Below are 13,984 nucleotides of genomic sequence, written 5' to 3'. Positions count from 1 at the left end.
CGTGCAGCGAATGTGACGGCTTAGGGATACGCTATTCTCTGGATTATGAAAAAATCATCGATTCCGAGCTTCCGATTGAAAAAGGGGCCATCAAAATCGTTTACGGATTCAATAAAGGATATTATTTTACCTTTCTAAAAGCGTTTTGCGCTGCAGAAGGGATTAGCGTTACCGCACCGTTCTATGCCCTTGAAGAGTATCAGAAAAAAGCGATACTCCACGGCAGTGTCGATGAAGTGGAATTCAAATGGCAAGACCACCCGATTAAACGGGTATGGCCTGGAATTGTCCGTATTGCCTATGATATTTTCAAAGATGAAAAAGACCTCGCCGATTATATGTCTGAAAAACCGTGCAATATTTGTAATTCGCACCGTCTTAAACGTGAATCATTGGCGGTTCGCGTTGCGGAAAAAGGGATCGGAGAGGTGATATCCATGCCGCTCAAAGATTCCTATGCCTGGTTCGCGAACCCGAAAACATTTGAAAATTTGAGCGAACAAAGTACAATGATCGCTGCATCGATTCTCAATGAGATACGTGAGCGACTATTCTTTCTTTTTGACGTCGGACTCGGCTACCTCTCTTTGAGCCGTGATGCCCGAACCATTAGCGGCGGTGAAGCGCAGCGTATCCGCATCGCTAGTCAAATCGGAAGCGGTTTGACGGGGGTGATGTACGTTCTCGATGAGCCGAGTATCGGACTGCATGAACGCGATACCCTTAAACTGATTCGAACACTGCGCTCTTTGCAGGAAAAAGGGAATACGGTAATCGTCGTAGAACATGACAAAGAGACGATTGAGAATGCCGACTATATCGTCGATATCGGTCCGGGTGCGGGAAAATTCGGGGGTAATGTCGTATTCGCCGGCACACTTGAGGAGATGAAAAAATCCAATACGCTGACTGCGGATTATCTCTCAGGGCGTAAAAAAATCGAATATTTTTATCGAAGAGCGCAAAAAGAGTGGATGTCTATTAATAATGTTACATTAAATAATATTACGAATTTAAGTGTTAAAATCCCGCTTCATAACTTCGTCTGTGTGACCGGAGTGAGCGGAAGCGGTAAAAGTTCGTTGATCTTGCAAACATTGCTCCCCGTCACACGCGAAATACTCAATCATGCCCGAAAGATTAACCGTGTTGCCGGAGTTGAAGTCCTGGGGTTAGAAAAACTCGATAAAGTCATTTATCTCGATCAAAGCCCGATCGGACGGACTCCCCGTTCCAATCCCGCTACCTATACCGGTGTAATGGATGAGATCCGAAACCTGTTTGCTAAGACGAAAGAGGCACAGATCCGCGGATATACCGCCTCACGCTTCAGCTTCAACGTTAAGGGGGGACGATGCGAGAAATGTCAGGGGGAAGGGGAAATCAAGATTGAGATGCACTTTTTGCCCGACATTATGGTCAAATGTGATTCCTGCCACGGCAGCCGTTACAACCTTCAAACGCTGCAAGTGGAATACAAAGGGAAAACGATCTCCGATGTCCTCAACATGTCGGTCGGTGAAGCGTTGGAATTTTTTGCTCCGATTCCTAAAATCAAGGCTATATTGCAGACTCTAAGCGATGTCGGTCTTGATTATATTACCTTGGGACAAAATGCCGTTACCCTCTCCGGAGGAGAAGCACAGCGGATAAAACTGGCCAAAGAACTGAGTCGCCGTGATACGGGAAATACCCTTTACATCCTTGATGAGCCGACGACAGGTCTCCATTTCGATGATGTCAACCGCCTTACCAGAGTGCTTCACAATTTTGTTGAGCTGGGCAATTCCGTTTTGGTGATTGAACATAATCTCGACATGATAAAAAATGCCGATTATATTATCGATATGGGCCCGGAAGGTGGGAGCGGAGGAGGATTGCTTGTCGCACAAGGCAACCCGGAAGAGGTTGCCGGAGATTGGGAAAATACGGGAAGTTTTACCGGAAAATATTTGGCTCTTGAGCTAAATAGGTTATAATAACCTTAATTGCTTTTACAGAGGATCATAGTGTATGAAAAGCTCGATTATAAACAGTATTAAATCTTTACCGCCGCTTCCTAAAACAGTTATAGAAATGCAGCGTATTTGCAATGATCCAGATAGCTCGATCAATGATTTAATCAAAGCCGTCGAACAAGATCCGATGATCGTCGCAAACTTACTCAAAGCCGCCAACTCTCCACTCTACAGTTTCCGTCGAGAGATACTGAATGTTGCTCAAGCGGTCTCTTTGTTCGGGATGAGTATGACACGATCCATCGGTCTTGGAAATTCGGTACGTAAACTTCTCAATGTCGACATGGAGCCTTATGGGATCACTTCGGATCGCTTTGCCGAAATTTCATCGATGCAGGCAGCTTTGGTGCATGAGTGGTATATGAAAATTGACCGTGTTAAAGCCGATAAACTTTTTTTGGCCTCCTTTCTCCAGGAGACCGGAAAAATTATCATTGCCAGTGACGTCATTCAAGAAGATTTGGCCAGCAATTTTAAAGCGGATATTGACACTGCTATCGATATTGCCAGAGTTGAACGTTCGTACATTCAAGAGACAACGGCAGCCGTTACGGCAGAAATTTTTACCCACTGGAACTTTGATACAGAGTTTGTTCAGATGATAAAATTTTCCGATACTCCTGAAGATGCACCGGATGAAATCAAAGAGTACGCTACGGCTTTAAATATCATTAAAACCATTCTCCCGATTAACAATCCCTTCGGTGAACACGGAATCTCTTTTGGCCTTAAAAAAGCGGAAGATGCCGGATATGATGTCTCGAGACTTCAAGCATCGATAGATTCGATGATTGAACGAATCCGCGTATAATAAAGACGATTGATGGCACAACCTACCGTTACGATTATTGATACGTTTGGATTTTTTTTCCGCTCATTTTATGCGCTTCCGCCCCTTAAAAACAAACACGGATTCCCGACCGGACTTTTGACCGGATTCATCAATTTTATTGCGTCGCTCCATAAAGAGCACAGCAGTGATTATCTGATTTTTGCCCTCGATGCAAAAGGGCCGAGCTTTCGCGCCGAGATCGATCCTAATTATAAAGCGAACCGTTCTCCTGCACCGGAAGAGTTGATTATGCAGCTTCCGATTGCGATAGAATGGATCGATAAAATGGGATACAAATCGCTATCATTGAGCGGTTTTGAAGCGGATGATATGATCGCTTCGGTCGTACGACAAGCACGTCAGCACGGATTTCTCGTTCGCGTCGTCTCCCACGATAAAGACCTCTATCAGCTTATTGATGATGATCGGGTTGTTCTGGTCGATGCGATTAGCAAAAAAGTGATGAACGAACGTCACTGCGAAGAAAAATACGGAGTTCATCCGCGACAGTTCATTGATTATCAATCTCTCATCGGAGATACGGCGGACAATGTCCCCGGAGTCAAAGGGATCGGGAAAGTAACGGCACAAAAACTGTTAACCCAGTTTCTTACTCTCGATGCGATGTATGAGAGGCTGGAAGAGGTTACTCCCCCTCGGATCAAAGGATTGTTGGAAACGTATCGAGATGACGCATTCCGTTCCCGTGAGCTGGTACGTCTCAAAGATGATGTTTTTGAGAGTCTCGATTTCAGTGAATTCGCAATGCACTTTGATAATCCGTTTCTCCCGATCTATGATGATTTGCTGCACTATGAGATGAATGCGGTATTGCGTACCCTCAAGGCAAAAGCTCTTTTTGAAGAATCACAATCCGATTCTCCTAGTGCGACCGTTCCAAAAATCGAAGTAACCCATTGCGATAACGCCTCAGGGTGCACCGTTTTAATCGACACCGATGAAGCACTGGAGTCTCTTATCGCATCGATTCCTGATGATGCTTTGATCGCGTTCGATACCGAAACGACAGGACTTGATCCCTCACAGGATCATCTGGTCGGATTTAGTTTCAGTAGTGATTCCAAAACAGGCTATTATGTCCCGTTGGCACATAGCTATCTCGGTGTGGGACAGCAAGTGAGCACATCCGGTGCTAAAAAAGCAATTGCAGCGATTTTTGCCCGCAGAGTCATCGGGCATAACATCAAATTCGACCTCCATTTTGTTACCCGATTTTTGGGTGTGGATCGATTGAACATCTATGCCGATACTATGGTTATGGCGTGGCTTACCGATTCGGCGCGATCGCTCTCTATGGACAACCTATCGCAGAACCTTTTGCATCACGAGATGATCCATTTCAAAGACACCGTGAAAAAAGGGGAGAGCTTCGCCTCCGTTGCAATCGAAGATGCGTGTAAATACGCAGGTGAAGATGCCTATATTACCTATCGTCTCTACGAAGTATTGCGTGAGCAATTACTTCTTAAAGGGGGGCAGGAAGCTCTGGATGAAGCGTATACCGTTGAATTTCCGTTTGTTCTGACACTTCTGGGAATGGAGAGAGAGGGGATCGCCGTCGATACGGGAGTGCTTGAGCTGTTTAAAAAAGAGGTTGCATCAGAAATCTCTTCACTGACAGAGCAAATCCATACAGCGTGCGGAACGGTTTTTAATCTCAATTCTCCTAAGCAGCTCGGGGTAATCTTGTTTGAAACGCTGGGGCTTGCTCACGGCAAAAAAACCAAAACAGGCTACAGTACCGATGAACAAGTTTTAGAGGGGCTTAAAGAGGAGCATCCGGTTATCCCGATGCTCTTGCAGTATCGTGAATACCATAAGCTCTTTTCCACCTACATTGAACCGTTGATCGCCTTGGCTCAGAACGATCCCGACAGCCGTATCTACACCTCGTTTGTTCAGACGGGTACGGCAACGGGACGGCTCAGCTCGAAAAACCCGAACCTCCAAAATATCCCCGTAAAAACAGCGCTGGGGATGCGTATCCGCGAAGCGTTTGTCGCACCACGTGGGAAAAAACTGATCGGGATTGACTATTCGCAGATCGAGCTTCGTCTCCTCGCTCATTTTAGTGATGATGCCGTATTGGTTAATGCCTTTAATGAAGGGCATGATATTCACATGCAAACGGCAATAGCCCTTTTCGGAGAAGCGGAAGCCGCGAGCAAACGTAACATCGCCAAAACGGTCAATTTCGGTCTGTTGTACGGAATGGGGCAGAAAAAGCTCTCCGATACGTTAGGAATTACGACGAAAGAGGCAAAAGAGATTATTGAACGCTATTTCGAGACCTTTCCGAGTGTCAAAGGATATTTTAGCGGTATCGTTGAGCAGGCTAAAGAGATGGGATACGTCGAGACGCTCTTGCATCGACGTCGCTATTTTGATTTCGCCTCCGCCACTCCGATGCTTAAAGCGGCATACGAGCGTGAATCGGTCAACACCGTATTCCAAGGTTCCGCATCCGATCTGATCAAACTCTCGATGAACAAGATCGACACGATGATCCGCTCTGAGGAACTGCGTGCCCGAATGCTGTTACAGATCCACGATGAACTGATTTTTGAAGTGGACGAAGATATGGCAGAAGACTACGCTGCACGCTTTGTCGAGGTGATGGAGAATATTTTAAAACTGCGCGTTCCGCTCAAAACTTCGATGCATATCGGCAGCCACTGGGGCAAATTAAAATAATTAGGAGAATGAGATGGTCGAAAAAATCTTATCCAATCTCGAGAAATCCAATTGTTCAACCGATAACATATTTTTACAGGCGGTGAGCGAAGTCCTTACCTCCCTCGAACCTATCGTTAAAACGGACTCACGCTATGAACAGTTCGCTATTTTGGAGCGTCTCGTCACCCCTGATCGAATAATTCAGTTCAAAGTCCAATGGCTCGATGACAATAATCAGGTTCATATCAACAACGGCTATCGTATCCAGTTTAACAACTCTTTGGGACCCTATAAAGGGGGACTCCGTTTTCATCCGAGCGTCACGACGGGAGTTTTGAAGTTTTTGGCGTTCGAGCAGATTTTTAAAAACTCATTGACGGGGCTGCCGATCGGTGGAGCCAAAGGGGGATCGGACTTTGATCCCAAAGGGAAAAGTGATTTCGAAATCATGAAATTTTGCCATGCATTTATGCGTGAACTTCATTCCTATATCGGAGCGCGTGTCGATGTACCTGCCGGTGATATCGGAGTAGGGAGCCGTGAGATCGGATATCTTTTTGGGGAGTATAAACACATTCCCCGAAATTATGACGGTGTTTTGAGCGGGAAACCTTATGCCTTCGGCGGATCATTGATGCGTCCTCAAGCAACAGGGTACGGTGTCGTCTATTTTGCCCGAGAAATGCTCTACCAAGAACTCCAAGAGTCGTTTGAGGGGAAAGTGTGTACCCTCAGCGGTGCGGGAAATGTCGCCCTTCATACGATTGAAAAGCTTCAGCAGTTGGGGGCGCTCGTTGTAACGTGTAGTGACAGCGAGGGGACTATTTATGACCCCAGCGGAATTAATTTGATACTTCTTAAAAGTCTCAAGGATGAAGGGAAACGTCTCTCTCTGGAATATTACACTGATTCTATTCCTACGGCAACGTACACAAAAAAATGCGATTATCCCGAATACGCCCATCCGGTATGGAGCTATCCGTGTTTTGCCGCATTTCCGTGCGCGACCCAAAATGAACTCACCGTATCCGATGCAAAAAAGCTGATCGAAAACGGCTGTGTCGCCGTAATCGAAGGGGCAAATATGCCGACGTTCCCTGATGCTATTGCTTTGCTTCAACGAGAAGGGGTGCTGTTCGCTCCCGGAAAAGCTTCCAATGCGGGAGGGGTAGCGGTTAGCGAATTTGAAATGTCCCAAAATGCTTCGATGGAGAAATGGGATTTTGATAAAGTAGATCGTAAACTCGATGAGTTAATGCGTCAGATTTATAAACGGGTTTCCCTGACCGCAAAAGAGTACGGCGTAGAGCGAAACTTTGTTGACGGAGCCAATATTGCGGCGTTTAAGCGTGTTGCCGAAGCTATGATTCTTGAAGGCGTTTGATTGTTAATAGTGAATTAACAAATATTTACCAATGTGCGACTACAATTGCACCATACTATAAAGACAGGTCCATGAATGAATAAAATTCTCTCCCTTATTAGCTCCATGAAAACGATGGCGGCTCTTATGCTTATTTTTGCCGTTGCAATCGGTTACGCAACGTTTATTGAAAACGATTACGGCTCGATGAGTGCCAAAGCGGATGTTTACAATGCACGCTGGTTTGAAATCCTTCTTGCGTTGCTTTCGATTAATTTGATCTTGAACATTATCAATTTCAAGATGGCTCGAAAAGGGAAGTGGCTCGTATTCACTTTCCATGCGGCCTTTTTGATTATTATTGTCGGTGCGGCAGTCACCCGTTACATCGGATATGAGGGATCAATGCATATTCGCGAAGGCGAAAGCAGCAATGTTATCCTCAGTGCTGAGCCTTATGTGACGTTTAATGTGGAGAAAGGGGATAAAAAATACGAATTCAAAGAGAACCTTTTTCTATCCAAGCGAACGTCGAACCACTTTGAACGAACACTAGACTTAGATGGAGAACAAATCCATATTAAGTTGGAGAGCTATATGGGAGATGCACGCTACGAGCCGACAGCAGATCCGAAAGGGGAGGCTCTTTTCAATCTTATGGTGACCGGAGCAACGGGAGCACAGCAAGTATCTCTTAAAAGAGGTGAATTTATTGAAGCGAACGATGTGATTATCAATTTTGATTCCAACAACACTTTCAATAAACCGGTCATTGCGTTGAGTGTAGAAGGGGATAAAGCCTATATCAGCACACCGACGTCTCTTGCCACTCTGAGCATGGATACGCAAAAAAGCGGCATGTTGAGCGCTGGAAAACATGAGATGAACCAACGGACGTTGTTCCAAACTCCGCAAAGCGGTTTCGTACTGCGTAATTTCCTTCCGAAAGCCTCTATGCAGCTAGTATCTACCCCGTCCAAAGGGAAAGGGCCTATGATGCAGCAAGGTGCACAAGATGCCCTGACTTTATCATTCGCCTCTGAAAACAAAAAAGAGACAGCAGTTGTATTGGGAACTCCGGGTGATGTCGGTGAAGCGAAAAAAGTGAAATTGGGTGATACGCTTATCGATGTTGCCTACGGCTCTATCGAAAGAGAGCTTCCGTTTTCGATCGCATTGCGTGACTTTGAACTAGAGCGTTACCCCGGTTCAATGTCTCCCGCATCGTATGCGAGTGAAGTGAGTGTTCTCGACCCTGCCAATCAGGAGAAATTCGATTTCCGTATTTTTATGAACCACATTCTCGACTATCAGGGGTACCGTTTCTTCCAATCCTCGTTTGATCAGGACGAGTTAGGAACCGTTTTGTCGGTCAATCATGATCCGGGGACTTTGATTACCTATATCGGGTATATTCTTCTTGCTATCGGAATGTTTGGAGTGTTGATTGTGAAAAATGGCCGTTTTAACGGACTCGGGGAAAAACTCAAAGCAATCAAAGGGAAAAAAACGTTGACGGCTTTAGCCGCGGTTGTTCTTATTATGAACAGTTCAACAAATGCAATCGCCGCAGATGAGCAAAATCCTGTTATTAAGATAGCAAAAGGATTTGATAAGGCTCATGCGGATAAATTCGGGCACCTGATCGTTCAAGACGCAAGCGGCCGTATGAAACCGATGGATACTCTCTCTCATGAGATTTTGGCAAAGCTTAACCGTAACGATACGTTTTTAGGGCTCTCTTCAAATCAAGTCGTATTGGGGATGATGCTTCGTCCAGACGCATGGCGTGAAATTGCCATTATCCGAACGGGGGACAAAGAGATCAATAAATTGATCGGGCTCCCTGAAAATTCGAAAACAGCGGCATTCGCACAATTTTTTCAAGTTCCGGATGAAATCAGCGGATATAAATTGGCACAATTGGTCGATGAGGCCAACCGTAAAGCGCCGGGGAAACGGGATAAATTCGACAAAGCACTTTTACAGGTGGATGAGCGGGTTAATGTCGCGTATATGGTTTATACCGGATCATTAGTCCGTATGTGGCCGAAACCGAGTGATAAAAATCATAAATGGGACGCGACCATTGAAGCGTTGCAGACACTCAGTCCGAAAGAGGGCGAAATTGTCCGTTTGCTTGCTATCAGCTATTTCGGATCGATCGATCAAGCGATGAAAAGCGGCGATTGGAGTAAAGCGGATGAAGCGCTGACGCATATCGAGAAATATCAACGATTTGTCGGAGCAAGCGTTTATCCGAGTGAAATGAAATCGAAAGTAGAAATCTTTTACAATAAATCGAATATTTTTGAGCAGCTGTGGCCGCTCTATTTTGTCGTCGGATTTACATTGCTCATTTTGTCTTTTATCAAAATTATCAAGCCGACATTCCGTGAAGAGTGGTTGAGCAAAGTCTCTTTTGGACTTTTGGTTCTGTTCTTTGCAGCGCATACTGCCGGACTTGTGATGCGCTGGTATATTGCAGGTCATGCACCGTGGTCAAACGGCTATGAGTCAATGATCTATATCGGTTGGGCAAGCGTATTGGCAGGATTTATCTTCTCAAGCCGTTCGATGATAACGATGGCGGCAACGGCGATCATGACAGGTCTTATCCTTTTCGTCGCGCATCTCAATTGGATGGATCCGCAGGTTACCAATCTAGTTCCGGTACTTCAATCGTACTGGCTGGCCATCCATGTCGCCATGATTACGGCAAGTTACGGCTTTTTAGGTCTGGGTGCGCTGCTTGGGATGATTACCCTTATCCTCTTTATCCTCAAAAAACCGGAAAACTCAGAACGGCTGAATCTGGCGATTAAAGAGCTAAACGCTATTAATGAAATGAGCCTGATTGTCGGTTTGGTGCTCCTAACGGTCGGAAACTTCCTCGGCGGTGTCTGGGCGAATGAGAGCTGGGGACGCTATTGGGGATGGGATCCGAAAGAGACATGGGCTCTTGTTACGATTCTTGTCTATGCGGTTGTTATCCACTTGAGAATGATCAAAGGGGCGTATAGCGATTATATTTTCAGTGTCGTATCCCTCTTGGCCTTTACCTCTGTCCTTATGACCTATTTCGGAGTTAACTATTATCTTGCAGGGATGCATTCGTACGCTAAAGGGGATCCCGTTCCGGTTCCTGATTTTGTCCCCTGGACGTATGCCGTGGTTGCACTTGTTATAGCAATGGCCTATAAAAAACGGGCTACAAAATAATGGATTAATTATGAACAGTGCGTTAAGAGAACTCTTTTACGCATACAAGCATCTCCCGGTAGGGGTGATGCTGTTCAAAAACGGAAATCTTTTTTTCGTTAATGATCATCTCCGTAATGTTTTACTTTTAGCCTCCCTACCCAGCGATCCTATTATTGAAATACTCAGTAGTATGTTTGGATTGGAGGAGTCTTCACATAGTATACTTCATAATTTTCTCTTACATAATGACTCTTTTATATATCATAATAGCATCATACAAATCGAACGTCGCTCAGCCAATAACATCAATGTCTTTGTTCTAATCAAAATATCTGAGCAAACGATTGAAACTATTGATGCAACGCAGTCCTTTGGATTGCTTCGAATGGAAAAAATCGAACCAACCTATCCCCTTATCAATGAGGAATGGAAGTTACTGGCTAAAGCATTAGGTCCGAAATTTGAAAAAAGAAAATTTCCTTCGGTCGTGCTGTATAAAGAGATCCCAATAAAAGCTGATTGCAGAATTATTGACATACGAGATGGAATGATTGAACTCAATATTGCAAAGAGACAGCTCATCGCTACAGCAATCGGAACTGAATGGCTGTTGGGAGTCAGAGATGATAGTATGGTTTTGGGGAAAGTTGAGCGTTATGATTTGCAACTCGGCAAAATATGGCTAAATAATCTCAAACTTGTCTCTGAAGGATTTCATTTACGAAATGATATACGCTACACGATAGAAAAAAATGGCCATTTCAGTATAACAATTAAAAATGATCGGATACTTTTGCCGCTGCATGATTTATCAGAAAAAGGGGCCTCGGTAAAAATCAATGATCCAATGATTTTATCGGAATTATCGTCTATGATCGGAAAGACATTCAATGCTGAAGTCACTATTGATGATTTAAAGCTAACCCTAAAAGCGATACCGCTTTATATTGAGACCATGGATATTTCGGGAATGATGAAAGTAGCATTCAGTATCATATGTGATTCACATAACGAAACTTTACTGCACACTTGGACAAACAACGAGCAGCTTAACCTAATCAAACACGTTCGAAACTATGTTCAAATGATCTCCGGGCAAAAAACAGATATCCCGGATGAGTGATTATTTAAACCACCCTTTGACTTTTTCAAATGTCGATTCAAACAGTGATTCATGCGGCTTGGACTCGATACCGAAACTCTCTTGGAGCTTTTGGAGCAGTTCCACCTGCGAAGCGTTCAAGCGGTTAGGGTAGGTGAGATGGATTTGAGCAATCAAATCACCTTTGCTCCGTCCGTGGACATCGGCAACCCCTTCATTGCGGAAACGGTACTGCTGGGCGTCTTTGGTCCCTGTTTCGAGTTCAAGTGTCAGTTCGCCGTTCAATGAGGGGATCGTGATATTTTCTCCCAATACCGCTTGCGTAAAGAATACGGGAACTTCGAGATAGATATCGTTACCGTTGCGGATAAAGTGGCTGTCTTCTTCCACTTCAAAGGTGACATACAAATCACCTCTTACTCCGCTTTTACCGGTATTGCCCCGCCCTGACACTCGAAGACGATTTCCCGTATCAATCCCCGCAGGAATTTTGATGGTGACGCTCTCTTTGGTCTCACTGTAGCTTTTACCTTTACAGTCAGAACATTTCTCACTCGCCATGGTACCTTCGCCGTGACATGCTGGACAAGTCTGTGAGAAGGTCATAAACCCTTGACGCACGTACACTTGCCCTTTGCCGCCGCACTGACTGCACGAGGTGACTTTTCCCTCTTTAGCCCCTGTCCCTTTACAGGTTTTACACGAATTTTTAGCGGTAAATTTTACCTCTTTTTCGCATCCGAAAACCGCTTCTTTGAAGCTGACACGCATCTCGATCCCCATATCGAGGGAAAATTTATCCGCGGCTGCGCGGGATTGTTTGCGTCCGCCGCCGGCAAAGCCGTTGAACATCTCTTCAAAAATACTTCCAAGATCGTCAAACCCGCCGCTGCTTCTGCGTCCTCCGCCCCCTTGAAGTCCCTCTTTTCCATATCGATCATACACTGAGCGTTGCTGATCGTCGCTTAGGACTTGGTAGGCTTCATTACAGAGTTTAAATTTATGTTCTGCCGTCGGATCATTCGGATTACGGTCAGGATGGTAGAGCTTTGCCATCTTTCGGTACGCTTTTTTTATTTCGTCTCCGTTGGCATTTTTTGTAATCTCTAAAATCTCATAATAACTCATTTCTTCCACGCAATAACTCCAAAAACATATTTTTCGCGCAATTATACCATGTCAAAAAGAGTGTTAGCTTAATTGAGTCGTTAAGACTAAAGTATTTATGGTACGACCTTTGCTACAATATCGATTATGAAAAGATCTCTTGAAAAATTTAACCGCCTTGTCGATGCACTCCAAAATCTTCCTACCATAGGGCAGAAATCAGCTACACGTTTGGCCTACCACATGGTAATGAATGACAGTTTCGGTGCGCTCAAACTTGCCCATGCCATCGAAAATGCGATAACCGGTCTAAAAAAATGCCGCTCTTGCGGCGGTCTTAGCGAAGATGAACTTTGTTCCATTTGCAGTGATGAGCGACGCAATCATGAAATTCTCTGTATTGTCGAAAACGCCAAAGATATTTTGACATTTGAAGAAAACGCTCTTTTTGACGGACGCTATTTTGTCCTTGATTCTCTCGAAGAGCTTGACCTTTCCCATTTGCGCAGTGTTGTTAAAAGCGGAATCAAAGAGGTCATTTTTGCCCTAACGCCTTCGATTGCCAATCAAGGGATCATCCTCTATATCGAGGATAAGCTGGGTGAGTGCGATGTCCGATTCAGCCGAATCGCTCAGGGAGTTCCAACGGGTGTCAGCTTGGAAAACGTCGATATCCTTTCGCTTACCAAGGCGATGGAAGATCGCGTCAGCATATAAATTACATATATTTTTTTGTTCTACTCGTTGCCTCGGCATTACGCGGGTCATCAGGCCAGTAGTGCTTGAGGTATCTCCCTTTTAACTCTTTTTTGACATCGCTGTACGAACCGTTCCAAAATCCGACCAGATCACGAGTGACTTGAATCGGACGGCGGGCGGGGGAGAGGAGATGAACCAATAACGGTATTTTCCCTTCCATTACACTCGGATGCGTTCTTAGACCGAAAACTTCCTGTATCCGTACCGACAGGAGAACCGCTTCGGGGTTGGAGTAATCCAAAGCGACAACCGTTCCGCTCGGAGCGGTGAAATGTGTCGGCAAAAGGGCATTTAACCGCTGCATTTGTTCCCATGAAAGATGTGCCGAGAGGATCATACAAAGATCGAGGGTTTCACACTCCCGAAGCGAACTTTGGGTACTGATATGGGGCAAAAGCCATGTTTCCATCGATGCCAGGAGTGCTTCAGCACTAAAATTTCCGAAGGAGTCTTCCGGAGAATGATTATGGAGTGTTTGAAGGCGATGGAGAAGTGATAATGCTTGCGGCGACCAGGGCAGGGTATCAAGACCCTGAAGCCGTATCCCCTCCAATAATCTCTGTTTGAGCGTAATCGGGTCGGGATCAGCAAGCGGATAGGAATCTATCCGTATGGCACCCAACATTCTGCTTGTTCGCGCTTCGACCCGCCCGCTCTGGGCATTCCATGTTATGGTTTCTTCTTTGCGAAAAAGTTCAGGGGCGTAACACTCTAATAGTTCAAGCTCAAGCGGGGCGCATTGGTAAATGTTCCCTGTAGTCGTTTCTCCGCCGCTTTGGGAAACGACTAACCACTCCTCACCGACCAAATCATCATCTCTCCCTAAACTGACTTCTTTGCCGTTAGCAAGGAGATATTTGAGTCCATTGGGAGTCCGCAGGCGTGCGATCCGATCAGGATAG

Annotated in this window: 9 protein-coding genes; 7 read left to right on the top strand and 2 right to left on the bottom strand. The window is 45.2% G+C overall.

The window, feature by feature from the left end; translation table 11 throughout:
* The 6 genes from uvrA to Q0C19_RS06625 form a co-directional block, all read left to right on the top strand.
* The coding region (gene uvrA, locus Q0C19_RS06650; protein WP_295054206.1) for an excinuclease ABC subunit UvrA at positions 1-1,979 on the top strand (1,979 nt) is incomplete at its 5' end.
* Between the two features lie 34 nt (positions 1,980-2,013).
* A complete protein-coding gene (locus Q0C19_RS06645; protein WP_295054204.1) occupies positions 2,014-2,829 on the top strand; it encodes an HDOD domain-containing protein in 816 nt (271 codons plus the stop codon).
* 12 nt (positions 2,830-2,841) lie between these two features.
* On the top strand, positions 2,842-5,565 hold the full coding sequence (gene polA, locus Q0C19_RS06640; RefSeq protein ID WP_295054202.1) for a DNA polymerase I: 2,724 nt from the start codon (positions 2,842-2,844) through the stop codon (positions 5,563-5,565).
* Positions 5,566-5,578: 13 nt separating this feature from the next.
* A complete protein-coding gene (gene gdhA / locus Q0C19_RS06635; RefSeq protein WP_295054200.1) occupies positions 5,579-6,931 on the top strand; it encodes an NADP-specific glutamate dehydrogenase in 1,353 nt (450 codons plus the stop codon).
* A gap of 75 nt (positions 6,932-7,006) precedes the next feature.
* On the top strand, positions 7,007-10,132 hold the full coding sequence (ccsA, locus tag Q0C19_RS06630) for a cytochrome c biogenesis protein CcsA (protein WP_295054197.1): 3,126 nt from the start codon (positions 7,007-7,009) through the stop codon (positions 10,130-10,132).
* A 10-nt stretch (positions 10,133-10,142) separates the two neighbouring features.
* Positions 10,143-11,237, top strand: coding sequence for a hypothetical protein (locus tag Q0C19_RS06625; protein ID WP_295054192.1), 1,095 nt, complete (start codon positions 10,143-10,145; stop codon positions 11,235-11,237).
* On the opposite strand, the gene dnaJ is transcribed toward Q0C19_RS06625, so the two are convergent.
* On the bottom strand, positions 11,238-12,353 hold the full coding sequence (gene dnaJ, locus Q0C19_RS06620; RefSeq protein WP_295054190.1) for a molecular chaperone DnaJ: 1,116 nt from the start codon (positions 12,351-12,353) through the stop codon (positions 11,238-11,240).
* Positions 12,354-12,470: 117 nt separating this feature from the next.
* Between dnaJ and recR the strand changes: the two genes are divergently transcribed.
* Positions 12,471-13,040 carry a recombination mediator RecR gene (gene recR / locus Q0C19_RS06615; RefSeq protein ID WP_295054188.1) on the top strand — a complete coding sequence of 190 codons (570 nt, stop codon included), beginning with the start codon at positions 12,471-12,473 and terminating at the stop codon, positions 13,038-13,040.
* Between the two features lies 1 nt (position 13,041).
* Here the strand turns inward: recR and Q0C19_RS06610 are convergent.
* A partial coding sequence (locus Q0C19_RS06610; RefSeq protein WP_295054185.1) for an ATP-dependent helicase C-terminal domain-containing protein occupies positions 13,042-13,984 on the bottom strand: 943 nt, incomplete at its 5' end.

Origin of the sequence: Sulfuricurvum sp. (genome assembly GCF_023250475.1) — a bacterium.
GTDB lineage: Bacteria > Campylobacterota > Campylobacteria > Campylobacterales > Sulfurimonadaceae > Sulfuricurvum.
The sequence above is the reverse complement of the archived record's forward strand: the minus strand, read 5'-3'. Positions and strand labels throughout refer to the sequence as shown.

Excerpts from the sequence above, each read along its gene's own strand:
- Q0C19_RS06645 (WP_295054204.1), top strand. The coding sequence starts at position 2,014 with ATGAAAAGCTCGATTATAAACAGTATTAAATCTTTACCGCCGCTTCCT.
- polA (WP_295054202.1), top strand. The coding sequence starts at position 2,842 with ATGGCACAACCTACCGTTACGATTATTGATACGTTTGGATTTTTTTTC.
- gdhA (WP_295054200.1), top strand. The coding sequence starts at position 5,579 with ATGGTCGAAAAAATCTTATCCAATCTCGAGAAATCCAATTGTTCAACC.
- ccsA (WP_295054197.1), top strand. The coding sequence starts at position 7,007 with ATGAATAAAATTCTCTCCCTTATTAGCTCCATGAAAACGATGGCGGCT.
- Q0C19_RS06625 (WP_295054192.1), top strand. The coding sequence starts at position 10,143 with ATGAACAGTGCGTTAAGAGAACTCTTTTACGCATACAAGCATCTCCCG.
- recR (WP_295054188.1), top strand. The coding sequence starts at position 12,471 with ATGAAAAGATCTCTTGAAAAATTTAACCGCCTTGTCGATGCACTCCAA.